The sequence below is a fragment of the Microcoleus sp. AT8-A3 genome (genome assembly GCF_036705675.1).
Taxonomy (GTDB): domain Bacteria; phylum Cyanobacteriota; class Cyanobacteriia; order Cyanobacteriales; family Microcoleaceae; genus Microcoleus.
Genome location: NZ_JAUBVD010000022.1, coordinates 50521 through 71693 on the forward strand (window position 1 = coordinate 50521; position 21173 = coordinate 71693).

General features: G+C 46.4%; 11 protein-coding genes. 6 read left to right on the plus strand and 5 right to left on the minus strand.

Translation table 11 applies throughout. The features are described from left to right. Positions 1–59: 59 nt before the first annotated feature. The 3 genes from QUB51_RS15095 to QUB51_RS15105 form a co-directional block, all read right to left on the minus strand. Complete coding sequence (locus QUB51_RS15095; RefSeq protein ID WP_333262246.1) at positions 60–10121, minus strand: tetratricopeptide repeat protein; 10062 nt, start codon at positions 10119–10121, stop codon at positions 60–62. Positions 10122–10185: 64 nt separating this feature from the next. After that, on the minus strand, positions 10186–11244 hold the full coding sequence (locus QUB51_RS15100) for a homogentisate phytyltransferase (RefSeq protein ID WP_333208299.1): 1059 nt from the start codon (positions 11242–11244) through the stop codon (positions 10186–10188). Between the two features lie 36 nt (positions 11245–11280). Next, complete coding sequence (locus QUB51_RS15105; protein ID WP_333208298.1) at positions 11281–12255, minus strand: methyltransferase domain-containing protein; 975 nt, start codon at positions 12253–12255, stop codon at positions 11281–11283. Between the two features lie 219 nt (positions 12256–12474). On the opposite strand from QUB51_RS15105, the gene QUB51_RS15110 reads away from it, so the two are divergent. Both QUB51_RS15110 and QUB51_RS15115 read left to right on the plus strand, forming a co-directional pair. Beyond that, the gene (locus QUB51_RS15110; protein ID WP_333208297.1) at positions 12475–13809 is read left to right on the plus strand and encodes a TrkH family potassium uptake protein; all 1335 of its coding nucleotides are present in this window, start codon (positions 12475–12477) and stop codon (positions 13807–13809) included. A 139-nt stretch (positions 13810–13948) separates the two neighbouring features. Then, a complete protein-coding gene (locus QUB51_RS15115) occupies positions 13949–14644 on the plus strand; it encodes a TrkA family potassium uptake protein (protein WP_333053191.1) in 696 nt (231 codons plus the stop codon). Positions 14645–14984: 340 nt separating this feature from the next. On the opposite strand, the gene QUB51_RS15120 is transcribed toward QUB51_RS15115, so the two are convergent. After that, complete coding sequence (locus tag QUB51_RS15120; RefSeq protein WP_333053190.1) at positions 14985–15218, minus strand: hypothetical protein; 234 nt, start codon at positions 15216–15218, stop codon at positions 14985–14987. A gap of 310 nt (positions 15219–15528) precedes the next feature. On the opposite strand from QUB51_RS15120, the gene QUB51_RS15125 reads away from it, so the two are divergent. Further along, complete coding sequence (locus QUB51_RS15125; protein ID WP_333053320.1) at positions 15529–16128, plus strand: sulfite oxidase-like oxidoreductase; 600 nt, start codon at positions 15529–15531, stop codon at positions 16126–16128. A gap of 627 nt (positions 16129–16755) precedes the next feature. Next, positions 16756–17448 (plus strand): PEP-CTERM sorting domain-containing protein, encoded by a 693-nt coding sequence (locus QUB51_RS15130; RefSeq protein WP_333232161.1) that lies wholly within the window; start codon positions 16756–16758, stop codon positions 17446–17448. Between the two features lie 663 nt (positions 17449–18111). Here the strand turns inward: QUB51_RS15130 and QUB51_RS15135 are convergent. Continuing rightward, entirely contained in the window at positions 18112–18405 is a 294-nt protein-coding gene (locus tag QUB51_RS15135) for a mechanosensitive ion channel domain-containing protein (protein ID WP_333053187.1), read from the minus strand. A 353-nt stretch (positions 18406–18758) separates the two neighbouring features. On the opposite strand from QUB51_RS15135, the gene ahcY reads away from it, so the two are divergent. Continuing rightward, positions 18759–20036, plus strand: a complete 1278-nt coding sequence (gene ahcY / locus QUB51_RS15140; protein WP_333047387.1) for an adenosylhomocysteinase — start codon at positions 18759–18761, stop codon at positions 20034–20036. A 161-nt stretch (positions 20037–20197) separates the two neighbouring features. Beyond that, a complete protein-coding gene (locus tag QUB51_RS15145) occupies positions 20198–20812 on the plus strand; it encodes a DedA family protein (RefSeq protein ID WP_333053186.1) in 615 nt (204 codons plus the stop codon). Positions 20813–21173 lie beyond the last annotated feature (361 nt).

Consider the following 21173-nt stretch of genomic DNA (forward strand, 5'->3'; position numbering starts at 1 on the left):
CACAAAAACAAACTTTGTTTGTGGAGGATCGAATTCTATTCGCCGTAAAAAGATGATTGTTAAATCGAATTTGATATAACATCCAAAAAACGCTTAACCTGTTTTTCCCAAGTCCAATCCAGCATGAAATTAGCCGCTGCTAAACCGCGACTTTTAGCTTGTTGCCGATTAGTATAAACTTGCTCCAAAGCCTCGACAACTTCTGCCACATCAGACTCTCCCCAACCTTCTACACCGGAAAAAGGAGGAGTTAGTTTAACTCGTCCTTGACTCCATAAAGGATAGCAAATGTGGCTGTAAATCAAGTCTAAATGACCAGTATTTGCTGATAAAATAGTCGGAATTCCGCAGGCCATACTTTCCATCGCGACTAAATTAGTACCGCCTTCACAGCGGTTGGTGAAAACAGCGCAGTCGGCTTCTCGCAAAATTTGTCCGGTGAGGTGATTGGGAATTAAGCCTATGTCGATAAAAGAGTCAACGGGCAAACCGTTAGCCACTAACCATTGCGAAATTCCTAAACTTCCGTCCCGGTTGATATTGGGAAGTCCCGCAACGTTTCCAGTTTGTTCGATTCCTAGCATATACTGAGGCCAGAAGTTGTGCCATGTTGTTAGTAACAAAGCCTCTGGATGTTTGGCGCGAAATCGTTTGAAAGCGGCAATTACAATATCTTGACCTTTGCGATATTCCAGTTTGCCGCCGGAGAAAATGACGAAGCGATCGCCAAATAGATTAGATTTGGGTGCAGGATGGAAAATTGTTGGGTCAATTCCTTGATGTACCATCGCCACATTAGTCAAGCCGCAGCTTCTCAAAACATCGGCATTCCAGTTAGAACCGGCGACAATCACGCTATATTTTTTGGCTGTTTCTAGTGCTTCTGCTGTGATTCGCGTGTCTTCAAAAAATATGACTCCTATTTGACAATCGCTGGTAATTTGATTGTCAACTCCAGAGGATGCTAAATTATTCCCTAAAGCGTAAAGTACGGGAAAATTACAACTGATTTGTTTGTCGGAATTGGTTGCTACTAATTCCTGAAAACTTTTGTGCTTTTCAATGACAGGTAACAACAGCGATTTATGCAGCGGATTCATCGATTCTGAGGTGATTGATGGCGGTGTTAAAAGTGCAACTTCCCAGGCAGGATTTTGCCGCAGTTGTAGTGTTAAATTCAGGGCGTAAATTCCCCAGCCGCTGGTGATGCCGATCGGCCAACTGATGCCCATTCCGGTAATTTGTGGGGGAGTTTCTGGGGGTTGAAGCCGAGGCGGAGCCTCTGAATATGCGTTACCAGGCAGAGCTTGGTAACGAGTAGATTGTAGGGGCGGTGCCCCCGTGCCCGCCCTCTCTAGCAAGGCTGCTTTTATACGATCGCACACTCCATCCCAATCACCGGCTTTTTGCTGGCGAAACAGACGCACAGTGGGATACCAAGGGCTATCTTCGCGTTCCAGCATCCAGCGCCAATCGGGCACAAAAGACAGCAAAATCCAGACTGGTTTGCCCAAAGCACCAGCCAAATGCCCGACAGAAGTATCTACACAAATTACTAAATCGAGTTGCGAAATAATTGCTGCGGTGTCGGCAAAATCGACGCAATGTTCGCTCAAATCTTCAATTTGGTGTTGCTTTAATAAAGTAATATCGCCCCGTGATAAATCTTTCTGAAGGCTATAAAAACTAGCTCCAGGAACATCTAAAAAATTCACAAAATCGCTCAATTTACACGATCGCCGATGGTTGTTGCGGTGCAGCGGGCCGCCCGCCCACACGATACCTACTTTGAGTTTATTGTTCGGCTTTAAATAAAATTTAAAATCCTGTGGCGGTGCTAAATAAGGAATATTCGCCGGTATATTTTCCCAAGTAGTTCCCAGAATTCTGGGCAAACTTAGCAGCGGGGCTTGCACTTGAAAATCTATCAAATCGCTCGGCTTGACTCCAATTCGATCGACTCCGGCAATTCCTTCAAATAAACGCTTCAGCAAGACATGACAAGCCACAATAACTTTGCCGCCTTTTTGCTTAACTAAAGCTGCGTAGCGGATAAATTGTATCGTATCACCAAAACCTTGTTCAGGGTGCAATAAAATTGTTTTTCCCTGCAAATCAGAGCCGTCCCAAAGTGGTTTCTCAAAAGAGCGCGGATCCAATTGTTGAGTTTGCCAGCGCGATTCGTACTCCGCAAAACCACGCTCAAAATTTCCAGTTAAGAGCAAAGCTAAGGCTAGTCTCAAGCGCCAATTTGGCGAGTTGGGACGTAGTTGAATTGCTTTATTGTAGAAGTCGATCGCCTCTGCGACTTTTCCTTGTTCTTCGAGGGCGGAACCCAAATATAAGTTTGTTTCGCTCAGATTGGGATCGGTTTCTAGCGCTTGTTTGTAATGCGAAATTGCCTCGATTATTTGCCCGTTTTCCTGTTTGAGATAACCTAAACAACTGTGGGCTTCTGCGTGGCTGGGTGAGGCGGCAATTACTTGTTCATAACGAGCGGCTGCCTCTGCTTTTTTACCTTGTTTTTCTAAGGCCTTTGCTATGTAAAATTGTACCTGTGGCGGCGATAAGGCAAATCGAGGCGAAGCTTCGGTATCTCCGTTACCAGGCACAGCCTGGAAACGAGTAGATTGTAGGGGCGGTGCCCCCGTGCTCGCCCTCTCTAGCAAGGCTGTTTTTATGCTCTCTAGCAAGGCTGTTTTTACGCGATCGAATACTTCCTCCCAATCGCCCGGTGTTTGCTGCCGAAACAGCCGCGCTGTCGGATACCAAGGGCTATCTTCACGTTCCAACATCCACCGCCAATCCGGCATAAAACACAGCAAAATCCATACGGGTTTACCCAAAGCACCGGCTAAGTGGGCGATCGCAGTATCCACGCAAATTACTAAATCTAGTTGCGATATCACCGCCGCAGTATCGGCAAAATCGTTCAAATTGTCGCTCAAATCTATCACGGGAATTTGAGTTAACAAAGTACGATTTTCAGGCGATAAGTCTTTCTGAAGACTGTAAAAACTTACACCGGGAACATCTAACAATTGCAGGAAATAGCTTAAATCGCTCGATCGCTGAAAATCCTTCAAATGTTCCGAACTTCCCGCCCACGCAATCCCAACTTTGAAATTGCCATCGGAATTTAGAGAAAATTGCCAATGCGGCGGCGCAGCTAAATAAGGAACATTTGCGGGTATATTTTCTAAATTTGTTCCCAGAATATGAGGCAAACTCATCAGCGGTGCTTGCACTTGGAAATCGGGCAATTCATCCATCCGAACCGCCACTTGTTCGATGCCAGGAATCTGCTTAAATAAACGCTTCAGTTCTTGATAGCAAGAAAGGATTACTTTGCCGCCTTTTCGCTGCACAATGGCTGCGTATCGCACAAATTGAATAGCATCGCCCAAACCTTGTTCGGATCGGAGCAAAATAGTTTGCCCATTCAAATCTGAACCATCCCAAACTGGTCGATTAAAATTCAACCGTGGCAATTTTTTCGCCTGTTCTGTTTGCCACCGCCACTCGTATTCTGCTAAACCGCGCGGCAAGTCCCCAGTTAACAGCAAAACTAAGCTTAAATTGAAGTGACTTTTAACACAATTTGCATCAAGTTCGAGAGCTTTACTGTAACACAAAATTGCTCGATTTACGTCTCCTAATTGTTCAACAGCACTGCCTAAATTAGTAAGAGCTTCTAGATAATTAGGGTTCAAAGATATGGCTCGTTCCAAGCTAGAAATTGCCTGTTCTATTTTTCCCGCCCCCAAGCGTAACGTTCCCAGGTGATAGTGTCCTGCAGGATTGTTAGGTTCTGCTTCAATTGCCCGCTCGTAAAGCCGTTGAGCCTCGTCTAGCTGAGATTGTGTTTGCATCGCCGCACCCAAATTTACCAGCGCCGGCACGTAATTGGAATTGACAGAAAGTGCTTGATGAAAACACGCGATCGCACTTGGCAACTCGCCCTGCTGCTGGAGTATCGCGCCGAGATTGTTGAGAGCTTTGACGTAAACCGGATTCAGGGCGATCGCCTTTTGAAAGCAAGATATAGCAGCCATTATATTGCCTTGATCTTGCAGCAAAATACCCAAGTTATTGTGAGATTGAGCGCAGTTAGGGTCAATTTCGCTCGCGCGCTGATAATAGGTGGCAGCTTCGGCTAAATCGCCTGTTTGGTGCAGCGTCACTGCCAAATTCGTGGCGGTCTCTATCGAATTTGGCTGCAAAACCAAAGCATTTTTAAAATAAGCGATCGCCTCGGCAAATCTTCCTTGCGCCTTGAGAATATTTCCCTGATTAAACTGTCTTTGATATAATTCAATATTGGTTAGACTTTCTCTGGGCGGTATAGCTGGTTTATGCTGGACAATTCTTTCTCTCAGCGCCAAAGCAGCTTGTTCTAAAACTCCTTCCCAATCTCCCGCTGTAGACTGGCGAAACAGCCGCGCCGTGGGATACCAAGGACTATCTTCGCGTTGCAACATCCACCGCCAATCCGGCACAAAACACAGCAAAATCCACACGGGTTTGCCCAAAGCACCAGCCAAGTGTGCCACACAAGTATCTACAGAAATCACTAAATCCAGAGCCGAGATTGCCGCCGCAGTATCCGCCAATTCGTGCAAATAAGAGCTTAAATCTGTTACGGCTATTTGCTCTAACAAAGCGCGATCGTCTGCTGTCATTTCCTGTTGCAAGCTGTAAAAATCTGCTCCCGGAATATCTAACAGTTTTGTCAACAATTTTAGCGGTAACGATCGCACCTTATTTTGGGAATTTTTAGGATTTCCTGACCATACAATTCCCACTTTCAAATTAGTAGTTGGATTGAGAGTAAATTCCCAACCGGGCGGCGGAGCTAAATAAGGAACTTTGGCGGGTATAGTTTCTAAAGTTGTTCCCAGAAGATGAGGCAAACTCATGAGCTGCGCGCGCACTTGAAAATCCGGCGCATCCTCTGGATTAACTATTAACGCATCGATTCCAGAAACTTCTGCAAACAAGCGCTGCAAGTGCGGCAAACACCAAACAATTACCCTACCGCCTTTTTGTTTGACTAAATCTGCATAGCGGATAAACTGAATTGCATCGCCTAAACCCTGTTCCGGGCAAAGCAAAATAGTTTTTCCCTCCAAATTTTTACCATCCCAAACCGGCTGAATAAAGTTGTGGCGCCGGAACTGTTTTTCTTTAACTAGGAGTCGCCATTCGTACTCGCAAAAACCACGCTGAAAATCTCCCGCCAGCAGCAAAGCTAAACCTAAATTTAGGTGAGATTCGGGGCTAGCGACATTAAATTTAACTGCTTGGCTGTAGTAGGTGAGAGCATCCGCAAATTGTCCGCGATCGTGCAAAGCACTTCCCAAACTGGTGAGGGGATTGATATAACCGGGTTTGAGTACGATCGCCCGACGGTAACAATCGATCGCCTCTGCCATATTTCCCGCTTCCTCAAAAGCTTTGCCGAGATTGTTCAAAGCTTGTGGAAAGTCGGGTTTCAGCCTCAAAGCTTGCTGGTAGCAGGCGATCGCATCTTCAATTTTGCCCTGTTTGTGCAGGACAATTCCCAGATTGCCGTGAGCCTGTGCACTGGCTGGCGATGCCTGAATCGCTTGCTGGCAAACAGCTAAATCCTCATCCAACTTATCTGGGCTAGACAGTGAACTCAGATAAGCGAGATCAGTTTCTGCCCAATCCGGTTGCAGCGCCAGAGCTCGATCGTAGTATGCGATCGCATCGGAAATTTTGCCCTGTCGGATCGAGGCGTATGCTAAATGCTGCAAAGCCTCCACATCATTGGGAGCGAGCGCGATCGCCTGTTCGTAATTCGCGATCGCCCGTTCGTAATTCGCGATCGCATCCTCCCCTTGTGCCTCCAAAGCAATTCCCAAATTCAAATAAGCCGCCGCGCAATTAGGATTGACTTGAATCGCTTGCTCGTAGCAGCTTATAGCCTCCGCCACATCCCCTTGCTCTTCCCGCAACAGGCCCAAATTAATCAGCGCTTCCGCGCAATTCGGGTTCAAAGAAAGCGCCCGCTGATATTCTGCGATCGCCTCTTCAGTCTCCCCTGCTTCCGCGAGCGCGCTGCCCAAATTGCTCGCAGTTTCCGCCAAATTACCGTCGATGAAGAGGGCTTGTCGGTAGTGCGCGATCGCCTCTGTTAGCTGGCCGGTATGCTGTTTAACAACGCCTAAATTGCTGTGCGCGGCTGCGTAATTAGGATCGATCGCGATCGCTCGCTCGTAACAAGAGATCGCACCGCCCCAATCGGCTTGCTGCTGCAAATCCACGCCCAACCGAAACTCTGCATCCGCCCCATCCGACGGGACAAATGCAGCAGCAACCGCGCCTAGAGCTTCCGCCACCCGATCGAAAACGTCCTCCCAGTCGCCCCGCTGATGCTGGCGAAACAGCCGCGCCGTCGGATACCAAGGACTATCTTCGCGCTGCAACAGCCACCGCCAATCCGGCGAAAACGCCAGCAAAATCCACACTGGTTTGCCCAAAGCCCCCGCCAAATGGGCGACAGCGGTATCGACGCTAATGACTAAATCCAGTTTGGCGATCGCAGCAGCAGTATCGGCCAAATCGCCAAAATGCGGGCTCAAATCTACGATCGACCTTTGATTCAACAGCGCGCGATCGGCCTCAGAAACCTCTTTCTGCAAGCTGTAAAAACTTACCCCCGAAACGTCCAAAAGCGGCAGAAACTGACTCAAACTGCACGAACGCTGCTTGTTTTTGCGGTGTTTTGGATTCCCCGCCCAGACAATCCCAACTTTCAAAGTGCGATCGGGCAAAAGTCCAAATTCAGCACCCGCTGGCGGAGATAAATAAGCAGTATTTGCCGGGATTGTTTGCAGATTTGTACCAAGAATATAGGGCAAACTCAACATCGGCGCTTGCACGTCAAATTCCGGCAGTGGCTCCCCTTTAACTATTAGCAAATCAATGCCCTCAACCGTTGCAAATAAACGGTGCAATTGCGGGTAACAGCCCACAATAACCCTACCGCCTTTATTTTTGACGATCGCAGCGTAGCGAATAAACTGAAGCGAATCACCTAAACCTTGTTCGGCGTGCAGCAAAATAGTCTTTCCCAGCAAATCAGAACCGTCCCATAGAGGCCGGTATTCTCTTGCCGAAACACTATTATCCGGCCCCGTCAAAAAACAGGAATGACCAGTGTGAAATTCTTTAATTTGCCAGCGCCACTCGTATTCAGCGAGACCATTTTCCAAATCTCCCACCAACAGCAAAGCCAAGGATAAATTCAGGTGAGCGCTAGCATGATTTGGATTTAAATGAATCGCTCGTCTGTAGCAGGATATCGCATCTTCTACCGCACCTTTTTCCAGAAATGTCCTGCCTAAATTGTTGATAGCTTCCACAAAATCCGGCAGCAATTCTAGAGCTTTGTGATAATAATCCAGCGCATCTTCTAAATTGCCCTGTTCTTGCAAAACAGTTGCCAGATTGTTGTAAGCTTCCCAGCTATGCGGATTAATTTCCAGCGCTCGCCGGTACAGCTCGATCGCCCTGAAAAGTTCGCCTTTTTCTTGCAGCGCCACGGCTAAATTAATCAGTGCAGGTACGAAATCCGGTTGAGCTACAAGAGCTTGCTCGTAATGTGCGATCGCCTCTTCCGCTTGACCTTGTTCCTCAAAAATCTTGGCCAAGTTGTAAGCTGTTTGAGGAATATTTGGAGCGATGGCTAAAGCTTCTCGGTAGTGCGGGATAGCGGCTTCTAATTCGCCCTTTTCTTGCTTGAGAAAACCAAAATTAATCCGCGCTTGAACGCAATTTGGCTCAAGAGATATAATCTGTTCGTAAAGGGCGATCGCCTCTTCCCGATCGCCTGTTTCCATTAAATGCTCTGCTTGCCGCAATAAATCCTCTAAAACAACCAAATTCTCCCCGCTGTTTCCGATCGCAATCGATGTCTCAATCCCCTGCGATTGCTTAGCTGCAGAGCCTTCTGCTAACCCTTCGCTCGCAATCGCAAATATTTGTTTACTCTCTTGAACTACGCTTGCACCTGTCATTTTGACAGCTACATAATCGAGGTCAGGCTTATGATTAGCCGTCATTGCGAGTGAAACGAAGTCAAGCGAATCTTTGGCAGACTCCTCGGAATAACTAGCAGTATTGGCGATCGCAAATAAACTCAAAGCCGCCTGTACTTCCTCAAACAATTCTTGCCAACTTTCCGGCTGACTTTGGCGAAAAAGCCTCGCAGTTGGATACCAAGGATTGTCTTCGCGATCCAGCAGCCAACGCCAGTCAGGAGCAAAAGAAAGCAGCACCCAAACCGGTTTTCCTAAAGCACCAGCTAAGTGCGCCACAGCCGTATCGACACTAATGACTAAATCCAGTTGAGATATAGCCGAAGCGGTATCAGCAAAGTCGTTCAAATGCGGAGTTAAATCCGGCACTAAGTGTTGGTGTAACAAAGTGCGATCGCTCTCGGACAAGTTTTTTTGTAAACTATAAAAAGCAATTCCCGGAACATCCAAAAATCGAATAAAATCGCTCAAGCTGCAAGAACGCTGATTGTCTTTCCGGCGCTTCGGACTTCCCGCCCAAACAATCCCTACCTTCAACTTGGCATCAGAAGAAAGCGCAAATTTGCACTCAGCAGGCGGATATAAATAAGGAACATTTGCTGGTATTGTTTCCAGAGTTGTCCCCACAATTCGCGGCAAACTCATCAGCGGCGCGTGAACATCAAATTCTGGTAAACCTTCCAAACGAACTGATAAATATTCAATGCCGGCAACTGTCGCAAACAACCGCATCAGTTCTGGATAGCAAGCCACCATAACTTTAGCCCCTCGGCTGCGAAGAATCGGCGCGTAGCGAATAAACTGAATAGAATCGCCAAAGCCTTGCTCGACGTGGAGTAAAATAGTTTTTCCCTGCAAATCCGAACCATCCCAAACCGGCTGTTTAAATTGCCTCGGTTGTAGTTGCGGAGTGCGCCACCGCCACTCATATTCAGCAAAACCGCGCTGAAAATCTCCGAACAATAGCAAAGTTAAGGCGAATTCCAGGTGGGCGATCGCGTTTTCTGGCTGCAATTCCAAGGCTCGACTGTGACAAGAAAAAGCTTCTTGAAATTCTCCTAAATCGACCAAAGCGTGTCCGAGATTATTAATAGCCTCCACGAAATCTGGCTTTAAATTTAGGGCTTGTCGGTAGTGGGATATTGCTGCTTTTGCATTGCCTTGTTCGTGAAAAAATGCTCCTACATTGTTGTGAGCTTCGGGATTGTTGGGGTCTAGTTTTACCGCTTGCTGGTAGCAGTTGAGAGCTTCTGCTAATTTACCTTGCTGCTGCCAAACTGTTCCCAAACCCATCAGGGAATATGTCAAATTTGGATTGATTTTTAAAGCGTGCTGGTAACAGGCAATTGCCTCATTTAAGTAATTCTTCTGTTTAAATATATGTCCTAAATTGTGCGCTGTTTCGTGCAGATTGGGGTCAATTCGCAGCGCTGCTTGGTAATATAAAATAGCTGCATCTATTTCGCCTAATTGCTGTTTTGACCAGCCCAAATTATTGTAGGCGAGTGCGGAGTTGGGCTGGATTTTGATGACTTGTTCGTAACTGGCGATCGCCCTTTGATACTCGCCTACATCGAGCAAAAGATTAGCCTTATTTAAATGTGCTTCTACAAAATCGCGGTTTTGGGCGATCGCCTTTTCGTAAAAGTCGATCGCCTCTGCAATCTTTCCCTGCTGTCTCGCCGCTATTCCCAACAAACACAGCACGTTTGCTGATTCCGGCTGCACTTCTATTATTTGCCGATACAAATTCTCAGCTTCTAACAAACGTCCCGCTTGGTGATGTTCCCAAGCTAATTTCAAAGAGTCTTCGGCACCCAGTGTACAGGCAGATTTCCGCAATTTTTTTTGAGAAGCCATAGTTGTCTTAGTTGTTTGGGAGTTCGCTAACTGGTAATTGCCAACTTCTTCTAATGTGTTAACTCTTCCTTCCTTCTTCCTTCTTCCTTCTTCCTTCTTCCTTCTTCCTTCTTCCTTCTTCCTTCTATCCTTTACATCCGTTACATAATCCGTTGCCGAACTTCCGACTTCCTTCTTGCTTCTTCCCCCTTCCATCGGAGTGACATCCGTTACATCCGTTACATCCGTTACATCCGTTACACAATCAGTTGCCGAACTTCTACCCCAACAAACAAGCTGCGGGGAAAATCAGATATTCTAAGAAAAACAACTTCCAGATAAACTGATAAAATGCCGCAATTTCTATTTTATCGTCCAAATCAACTTTCGCGCTCCAAAACCACATCAAACCCAAAGCCGCCAAATGAGAAACTGCCAGAAACACTAAATTAACATTAGACAATACGATCGCTCCCGCAAAAGTCGCGCCCAAATAACAAACCGTCAACACCCAGCGAGATAAATTAAAGACAGCCGGCTTGCCCAGCTCAATCGTAAACGTAGTAATATTATATTGCTTGTCCCCTTCCATGTCGGGGATATCTTTAAAAATGGCGATCGCAAACGTAAACACCACAACAAAAACCGTCAGCACCCAAACTTCCGCAGGAATCTCAAAAGACACACTCTCCAAACTCCAGCCAGAAAAAGCGCTTTTCGCCCCTCCCAAACCCAACACCCAATTAAAGTGCAAAAATAACCCTAAATTTACGATCGCGCCCCGCACCGTAAAAATGCACAGCGCCGCCCACAAAGGAAACCGCTTCAGCCGAATTGGCGGCAGAGAATAAGCAGTCCCGATCGCCAAACTAACACCAACAGTAGCCAGCAAAAACGGGCCTTGTAAAACAGCAGTCAAAATTGCTATAATTCCCGTTGCAATTACAATTAATTCCCCGGTTTTCCTAGAAAACGCTCCCGACGCGATCGGCAAATACGGCTTATTAATTTTATCAATTTCAACATCTTCTAACTGGTTCAATCCCACAATATAAATATTGCCGCAAATGCAAGCCAACCAGGCAAAAGCTAGGGGCAAAAGTACAGGATTAACAAATAGCCGCGAACTTTGGGCGATCGCGTACAAAGCCAATACACTCAAGCTAGTACCCACAATTGTGTGCGGCCGAGAAAACTCCCAAAATGCGCTCACCCAGCTTTGCGGAGCCGAGCCATTCTTATCAATCCAAGACTTGCCAATCGAATCATTGCCCATAAATCTCACACCCACGCCAAAAAAATAATATTCTGTAGGGTGCGTAATACGCACCTTACTCATTAACTCAAAACTCAAAAATTCTCTGATATATGCCTGTTATTTTACAGCACAAATCATGCCAAAACGAATCAACCCGCTCTGATATCCACGGCTCATCAATCCGAGAGCAAGTGCTGCTTGAATAGTCGTCCAACCGCTAGTTAGCAAACCCCAAATCGCGCTCGGAGTCAAAGCAGAATCGATCACCACATCCCAAAAAGGAGCAACAGATTTTGACCAATCAGCCGTGCGAATACTTGTCAAAGGCAAACTGCGGACAATTTCCTCATATTCCGGCAAAGAAATCACATAAGGCAAAGCATAAACCCGGTAAATTTCTGCCAATTGCTTTCTCTCTTCATCAGTTAATTCACCCGCCGTTTCTCCCAGCGGGCGGTGACACCAAGTTGCCAATATCAAAGTTCCTCCCGGCTTGAGTACGCGGCAGCATTCCTGCAAAAACTTAATTTTGTCTGGCATATGTTCGCCGCTTTCGAGCGACCAAACCAAGTCGAATGACTCGTCAGGAAAAGGCATATTCAAAGCATCGGCCACCAAAAAATTCACATTGCTTTCAAGCCCAGCAATTTTAGCGCGTTCGGTCGCTCTGTTGGCCTGTACCGGACTCAGAGTAATCCCGGTAGCTGTAACGCTAGCGCCCGTTTTGTTGAGTTCGGGCGATCGGCTAAAATCTCGATCGACCCCGCCATCCAACTTTAAATTATTTTGAGCGATCCTCTTCGAGGGCTGCGCTAACGAACTAAACTTTTCCGTCAAATACAGCGTGCTGCCGCCGATCCCGCAACCGACATCGAGAATGCGGTAAGATTCACCCAGTGCCTTCTCTGACGGGACTCCAGCCCAAGCCAGCAGTTCTTCTATCAAATCTATCTGAGCCTGTCGGCGCTCTTTTTTCAAATTGCCATCCGGGCCGTAGTAACCGTGGTGCATATGTTCGCCCCACACCTGCTCCCACAAACCGCTAGAAGCGTCGTAAAGTTGCTGAATTTGCTGGTAAAGTGTTGATGTCATCGCCGGATCGCAAGTTATTAAAGGAATTCTACCGTTATTTTCCCGCTGTTGTCATAGAAATTGGCGATTGAGTTCGATCGGTCTCCGGCCTTCGCCAGATAGAGATGTCCTGATTTCAAGCCCGACGATATATTTGTGGGTTCCCTCTCAAATCCCAAATCCAAAATCTCAAATCTCAAATCCCAAATCTAAAATCTAAAATCTAAAATCTAAAATCGAATGACTGTCTCGCGAACCATTGCTTTGGGCTTTCTCGCTGTCATCCTCGCAGGTACTCTATTGCTGATGATGCCCTTTTCCACAATTGATGGAACTTGGAGCGATCCAATAACAGCACTGTTTACCTCTACTTCCGCTGTCTGCGTCACGGGCTTGTCGGTTGTAGATATCGGAAAATATTACTCTTTTTGGGGGCAACTGTGCCTAGTTTTACTGGTGGAAATAGGAGCCTTGGGCTACATGACAGCCACGACTATCTTGCTGCTGTTATTGGGCCGTCGCTTTGGCTTGAAAGAAAAAATTGCCCTGCAACAATCTCTCGACAAATCCGGGCTAGCCGGCGTAGTGCAACTCGTGCAGTCAATTCTAGCAACAACCGTTTTGTTTCAATTAACAGGAGTGTTTTTGCTGATGACGGTTTTCGTCCCCCAGTACGGATTTAAAGACGGTCTGTGGTTGGCGGTATTTCACAGCATTAATGCCTTTAACAACGCGGGTTTTAGCATCTATTCAGATAATTTGATCGGCTACATCAATTCGCCTATGGTTAACTTCACAGTCTGCAGTTTAATCATATTTGGGGGAATCGGCTATCAAGTCATTATGGAATTGTACCTGTGGCTGCGCGATCGCTTCAACAAAAGCCCTATCTGCACAGTTTATTCCCTAAATTTCAAAGTCGTTACCACTACAACTGCTGTCCTTTTGATTTTAGGAACGCTAGCCTTTTTTGTGCTGGAATACGACAACCCAGAAACTTTCGGCTCTCTAAATTTTCCTCAAAAGGTGATGGCAGCTTGGTTTCAATCTGTTACTTCCCGCACGGCGGGATTCAATACAATTGACATTGGCAAAATGAGCGAAGCATCGCTATTTCTGACTGTCGCGCTGATGTTTATCGGCGCCAGTCCTGGCAGCACCGGCGGCGGAATCAAAACCACAACTTTTAGAATATTGTTTTGCTGTACCACAGCAGTTCTCGAAGGTCAGGAAGATGTGGAGTGCTATCAGCGTCAAATCCCGCCAGCAATGATTCTAAAAACTATTAGTGTAGTCTTCGGTTCCATGTTGGTCGCGTTCACATCTGCAATCTTAATTGAGTTGACCAATCCCGAACTAAAATTTATCGAAGTGCTATTTGAAGCAGTTTCAGCTTTTGCTACGGTCGGCCTTTCCACAGGGATTACAGCCAAGATTTCAGCGATCGGTAAGCTGGTTTTGATTGCTACAATGTACATAGGTCGTGTTGGCGTGCTGATGCTGATGAGTGCCGCTGTCGGCGACCCCAAACCCAGACCTTTTAAGTATGCTGAGGAAAGTTTGTTAGTGGGATAAAAAATCCTGCCTCGTTGCTGATAATCTAAACAATGGGTGACAACCCAAATCAACTTTTACTACTTACCCAAAAATCAAAAGGAGGCGGCGCTGTCTCTGCTAACATTTAAACAGCAAGACGCTCAGCGCTGGATATTCAGTGAACCTGTCATCTTTAAATTTTTTTCGCACTTTGCGCGCCGACAACAAGCAGTTTGCCGTTATTGGTTTGGGACGCTTCGGCAAAGCTGTGTGTTCTACTCTGCACGGTTTGGGTTACGAAGTCCTGGGAATTGACACCGATGAAAAAAAAGTAACTCAAGCTTTGAACGATCGCATTGCGGCTCACGTTTTGCAGTTAGATTCTACTGAGCCTAGCGCTCTTGCGGAAGCCGGTATATTTGAATTTGAAACAGTAATTGTTGCGATCGGCAATTATCTAGGAGAAAGCATTACCACAACCTTAAATCTTAAGGAAGGCGGGGTAGCTCACGTAATAGCCAAAGCTTCTTCGGAAACTCACTTAAAACTGTTGAAAAAAGTCGGCGCAGATCATGTAGTTTTTCCCGAACGAGAAATGGGCTGCTCTTTGGCCCGCCTCCTTACAAAACCCAGCATTTTAGAACGCTTTGACCTCGACCCAGCTCACAGCATCGTTGAGTTGCTAGTTCCTGAAAAGTTTGATGGCAAAACCATCTCCGAATTGGAACTCCGGCGCAGGTATGGTTTGAATTTGCTAGCAGTCGGTCGTGGCGACAAGTTCGAGATCAATCCGCAGCCAAGCGAACGCTTGAGAAAAGGCGAGGTGATGGTAGTAATTGGTTCTAACAAAGATATTAATCGCTTGCCAATTTAACAGATCGACATTTTACCCACATACAGCAACAGTCCTCGACTCAGAAACCCAGTGTCTTGTGTTCCGAGTGTCTCACTCCTAAGCAATTATTGCTGGATGTGTGACAATTTCAGACCCTCACAAACCCGGTTTATTTTAGATAAACCGGGTTTTCCTGTCCATCTTTATGTTCTAATTTTTAACTAAAATATGTAAATTGAATTTCACCAATTCTAGGGTTTTTTCCGCCTTTGCGACCCCCTTTGAGAACTTAGCCAGACACATTGCAAAAAATTTTAACAAGGTAGCAGCACTCGATCGTCGCGCTCCCGCAAACCCTAGGAGCGCTAGCCCTAAAATTTCAGCCGACTTTCAAGATTTTTTGCAAATAAGCTTTGCCCAAAACCAGTACCGCCAATACTAGAGCAAGTTCAACAGGCCAAGGACACGCCGCCACCAACCAAATTAACGAACAAATTCCAATAATTGCAGCTATGGGAGCCGGAATTCCGTCTAGCGTTCTGTTGTCAGTCCCGGCTGTCACCCACCAAGCAATCAAGCAGATCGTCAACGGAATTAAGCAACTTGCGATCATGATTTTTACCCCATCAATTTTTTTACATATGGCATCTGAGCATATTGTAACAATACATCAAAGATTCGGAAATGCGCCATTAATTACGGTAAAATTTAAGGTTAGGAAATTCATCCGCTGGGGTGATAAATTTTATAATTTTTAGCTTGGTCTCTCTCAGAAGGCAGAAGTAGGTTGGCATCAGGCAGGATTTAGGGATTTTTCTTTCTAGAGAAGTCCAGAAAGCTTTCTACCTTGAGAAGAATTGCGATGCGCCCCTCTATGCAAGTTATACTCAGGATTGCAGTCAGTTACTGTAGAGCGTGAATCCATGCTGGGCAAATTTTTTCGCAAGCCAGAATCAGAAAACATCGATCGCGTCCCCCCGGGTCAATACCTCGCCAACGGCTTTCCTGTGCTGACCTACGGCGATACACCCTCCGTCAGCATTGAGAGTTGGGAATTTAAAGTCTGGGGATTGGCAAAACCACAAACCTTCAGTTGGTCGGACTTCCAGGCCATGCCCCAAAGTAACTTTACTGCGGATTTTCACTGCGTCACCCGGTGGTCAAAACTCGACGTGCAGTGGACGGGAGTCAAAGTCACCGATTTTATGAACTGCATAGAAGTCGATCCGAAAGCTATGCACGTCCTGGAACACTGCTACGGCGGCTACACGACTAACATTGCGATCGCCGACTTCCTGAGAGAAGAAAACTTTTTCGCCCACACCGTCTTCGGCGAACCTCTATCCGCAGACCACGGCGGCCCAATGCGGCTCGTAGTTCCCCACCTGTACGCTTGGAAAAGCGCCAAATGGATTAACGGCCTGGAGTTTACAGAAACCGAAGAACTCGGTTTTTGGGAACGCAACGGCTACCATCGGCGGGGCGAACCTTGGGCAGAGGAACGCTACAGCGGTCTGTTTTGATGCGGGCGATCGGGAGCAAAGACGGGGCCACAGCTTCTCTATACAATCTTTGTTGAGGGGCAATCCGGTCTTTTACCGCTTCAATCTGCGGAAATTGCATCTTCTCGATCCCATCTTGGGGATATCTCACACCAGGGGTTCTATTTAATTCAACCAAAATACGTAGACCACACGATCGCATTTTGTACGTAATTTACCTGATAGATAAACTACTTTAACTCCCATACATAAGCCCCAAAAAACAAATATTCCCAGTTTAGGGTTAATAGAAAACTTCTGGAACTGTCAGTACCCACGAATATTACCGTATTTATACTTAAGTGTTTGCTATTGAGGATTTAGACTTGAGACTATAAAAAAAAGTAGCCATAAGCCCGATCCAAATCACTTAAGTTCATCCGCGCTCCCCTGCCCGCGACTGCAAGGTTTCAGACCACAATATTTATAATTATTTAGTGGGTATTATTAGGGATCGATCCCCCGCCCGCAGATGTGATAGAGAGAATTTATGAAGGATATGTAAAGCCTTGATAAAGAATATGTCAAACTTTACCTAAAGTGCGCCAAATACAAACAAAGTATCGCATAATGAAATTATTAAGACGATCGCACAAAAGGAACAGGTTTATGAATACCAAACTCTTATCCGCCCTAACAGCTACCGCCGCCGCCACAGCTCTGTTTGGCGCCGGAGCTCCAGCTCAAGCCTTCTCCTTTGGCACCAACGGCATCACATTCAGCCAAGATACCAGCGTCAAGTTTAACTTCAAAGAATCTCACGGTGGGTATACTTCCTCTTTGGGCATCTACAGTGTGAACAACTCGGCGGCCACTCTAGTTAGCACCCTGTTTTCGGAAACTAAATCCTCAGACAACGGCTCGAGTAACGAATGGAAAGGAACTCTGGGCAATACAGTCTTGGGTTCTGGCTCGACAGTATTCACATTCCTGGCCAATCAAATTTATACTTTGGGACTCAACAGCGGCTGGGCTGGCACTGTCTACTCGACCTCAGCCTTGAATACGCGCAACCAGCAAGCAGTGTTTGGCGCGCAATCGCAACTGTGGGACGCACTCAACACAGAAGAAACGAACAGCTTCGGATCTGCCGGAAAATTCACAAACGGAATAGGTTCTCTGTTCAATGGAGGCACACTAATCTCCTTCGACGATGGCGGTAACGGCAATGACGCAGACTTCCAAGACTTCACAGTCAGCGCAGAAGCAGTTCCCGAACCCATGACAATGACTGGTTTGGCTCTCGGTTTGGGTGGTTTGGTTGCAGCCCGCCGCCGTCGCGCTAGCAAGACGACTTCATGATTTTGTCAACCGGAACAATCTCCTCTTTTACGTGTTACAAAATAAAATTCAATTAGGAGGCGCGCTAATGAGAAATCGGCTCGCCTTTTGCTTGATTGGAAAAGTCAGAAGGCAGAAGTCATATCAATTCTGGTTGCACTCATCGGGAATTGTTGACTGTTGACTCGGGGTCGCAAAACTGAATGATGGTTGAGTGTTGGATGTTGACTCGATTTTACGCCCGACTTTCCAAGCGCGGATTTGATGTCAGGGTGAATTTCAAGAACGCGAAGTCTACGAGATTTAACGGATTTAACGGATGGGGGTTGAGGGAAGAAGTCAAGCGTGAAGCAAGAGGATTTTTCCCACCCTCCCACTCTCTCCCTCTCCCAACTCAAAATTAAAAACTCACTCACGGTAAATTGTTCGAGTACAAAATCACCAGTACCGGTTGAGGAATTTTAGGAATGAAAAATAAATAAGGAGCGCGAATTAAATAACTTATAATTTTAATTGTTATTGTGGGATGGGCGTCCCGCCCGTCCCACAAACTTGTGGAAGTTATTTAATTCTCATTCCTAAGCTGTTGTGCATTTAAATTGTATATTGAGGGCGCGATCTCCTGCCCAACCCCTACTCCCCACACAAGTAAAGATTTATTTGACTATGCAATTTAAATGCGGATTAGCTTACCCGCACTGAATTGGCAAATACGATCGCCTTCGGCACGATAACTCGCTCTCCCCGATCGCTAATAACTTGAGTTGAACGCAGCAAAATCTTTTCAACCGTACCTTCAAAGCCTTCCACAATTATCCGATCGCCCAATTGAAACGGTTCGTGCCACAGCAACAATATTTCCGATAAAAAGTATTTGAAGATGTCTGGGAACGGGAAACTAATCCCTACGGAACCAAGTCCTAACCAACTGATGATATCTGCAGGGTGCCAAGCTGGGAACGCCACGCAGGCGCTCAAACTGCCAGCAGCCCAAGTGAGAGTGTCAATCGATTTTAGATTTTAGATTTTCGATTTTCGATTGAAGCCTTGACCCCACGGATCAATTCGGGGGCTTGTATCCTGGATGCTTGATTGTCAAAAAATTAAAGAAGGCCACGCTAACACAAAAGATTGAGCTCGATCGCCCGACAAGAATGTTTGACTCTCACGGTGCGGGTGACTCCATCTACTCGTTCGCTAATCATTAAAACCTAATCAAAATTTAAGATTAGCAGCGCCGACCCCGATCGAGTAAAATCACAGCACTTGCCCGCCGATGGGTTAATCTGCTAAAACTAACAAAGTTTGATGATTTCTGAGAAATAACATACATGGTTGCTACATCCGTCAAGATTAAACACGAAGTCAAAGACTTGTCCCTCGCCCCCTTGGGAAAGCAACGTATCGAGTGGGCCGGCCGGGAAATGCCCGTTTTGCGGCAAATTCAAGAACGCTTCGCTAAAGAAAAGCCTTTCGCTGGCATTCGCTTGGCTGCTTGCTGCCACGTAACCACAGAAACCGCTCATTTGGCAATCGCCATCAAACTCGGCGGTGGCGACGCCGTACTGATCGCCAGCAACCCCTTGAGCACTCAAGATGACGTAGCAGCTTGCTTAGTTGAAGACTACGGCATTTCCGTCTTCGCCCTCAAAGGAGAAGACGCGGCTACCTACGAACGTCACGTCTACACAGCCCTAGACCACCGCCCCAATATTATCATCGACGACGGCAGCGACGTGGTAGCGGCCCTGATCCAGCACCGCCCGAACCAAATTTCCGACTTAATCGGAACTACCGAAGAAACTACCACAGGCATCGTGCGCCTGCGGGCCATGTTGAAAGACGGCGTGCTGACTTTCCCCGCAATGAACGTCAACGACGCCGACACCAAGCACTTCTTCGACAACCGCTACGGTACCGGTCAATCTACCCTAGATGGGATTATCCGCGCTACCAATATTTTGTTAGCCGGTAAAAATATTGTGGTTGCAGGTTACGGTTGGTGCGGCAAAGGCACGGCACTGCGCGCCCGCGGAATGGGTGCTAACGTAATTGTCACAGAAATCGATCCGATTCGGGCGATCGAAGCAGTGATGGACGGTTTCCGCGTCATGCCGATGGACGAAGCAGCAACAGTCGGAGATATATTCATTACCGTTACCGGCAACAAACACGTCATTCGTGCCGAACATTTCGAGACAATGAAAGACGGCGCAATTGTTTGCAATTCCGGTCACTTCGACATTGAAATTGACCTCAAATCCCTCGGCGCAAAAAGCACCGACGTGAAAACAGTCCGGTCTTTCACTCAAGAATATCACCTGAATAATGGCAAGTCGATTATTGTGTTGGGCGAAGGTCGTTTGATCAACTTGGCAGCAGCCGAAGGACACCCCAGCGCCGTGATGGATATGAGCTTTGCTAACCAAGCTTTAGCCTGCGAATATCTAGTTACGAACAAAGGCAAACTAGAGCCTGGTATTCACTCAATTCCCGTGGAAGTTGACAAAGAAATTGCCCGTCTCAAATTGGAAGCAATGGGTATTCACATTGATACCTTGACTGCCGAACAAATTGAGTACACAAACTCTTGGACTTCGGGTACTTAATCATAGTATTCTCGTTCCCAGGATCAGCCTGGGAATGAATGCAGCAAGGCTCTGCCTCCCTCATGGGGAGTCGAGGCAGAGCCTCTCGATATGTGTTCCCAGGCAGAGCCTAGGAACGAGCAATGACTAATGACTTCTTCTTACCAAATTAGGGAATCAAAATGGTTGAATGGATAACTAACACAATGCAGTCTATGGGCTATTTCGGAATAGGACTGTTGATGTTTTTAGAAAATCTTTTCCCCCCCATACCCTCAGAATTGATTATGCCGCTGGCAGGGTTCACGGTATTCCAGAACCGAATGGAGTTTTCACCGGCGATCGCCGCAGGGGTAATCGGTACAGTTTTGGGGGCGCTTCCCTGGTACTATGCTGGTAAATTATTGAGCGAAGAACGCTTGAGGAATTTAGCCGACAAATACGGCAAGTGGATTACTGTATCGGGGGCCGATATTGACAAAGCAAATAGATGGTTTAACAGACACGGCAACAAAGCCGTGTTTTTGTGTCGCCTAGTACCCGGAGTTCGCACCCTGATTTCCCTGCCCGCTGGCATCAATAATATGCCTTTAATTCCTTTTTTAATCTACTCAACAGGAGGTACTCTTTTATGGGTAAGTTTCCTGACTTTTACCGGATATAAATTAGGGCAAAATTATACACTTGTAGAGGAATATCTGGCCCCGGTTTCCAAAATAGTTGTGGTGATTATTGTCATTTGGTGTATTTTGTGGGTTGTGAAGAAGAATATGCAGAAGGAAAAATATCGCAAATAAATGCAAAATTTGTGAAAATAATCTGCCTTTATTTGCGTTCATCGGCGGCTACAATCACCATTTTGACCCCACCCCAAAACGCATACAACTTTCCGACAGGAGTCGTGCGTTATCAACCCAAAATTTTAGACTAAGGTTCAACCTCCCCGATTAATCTGGGGAGTAAATCTAAAAATCTAAAATGTAAAATCTAAAATCCACTGACTTGTTTCCAGCATCCTCTCAACCGTAGCGCTGAAAGATAGAGAGGGAAATTTGATAGAAAATTCTGCTATCTTGGCTACTTTTTTAAATTAACTTTTAAATGGGCGATCGCCCAAAAGTCACAGTGACGGGCAGCCGATCGCCCAAAAATCCAACT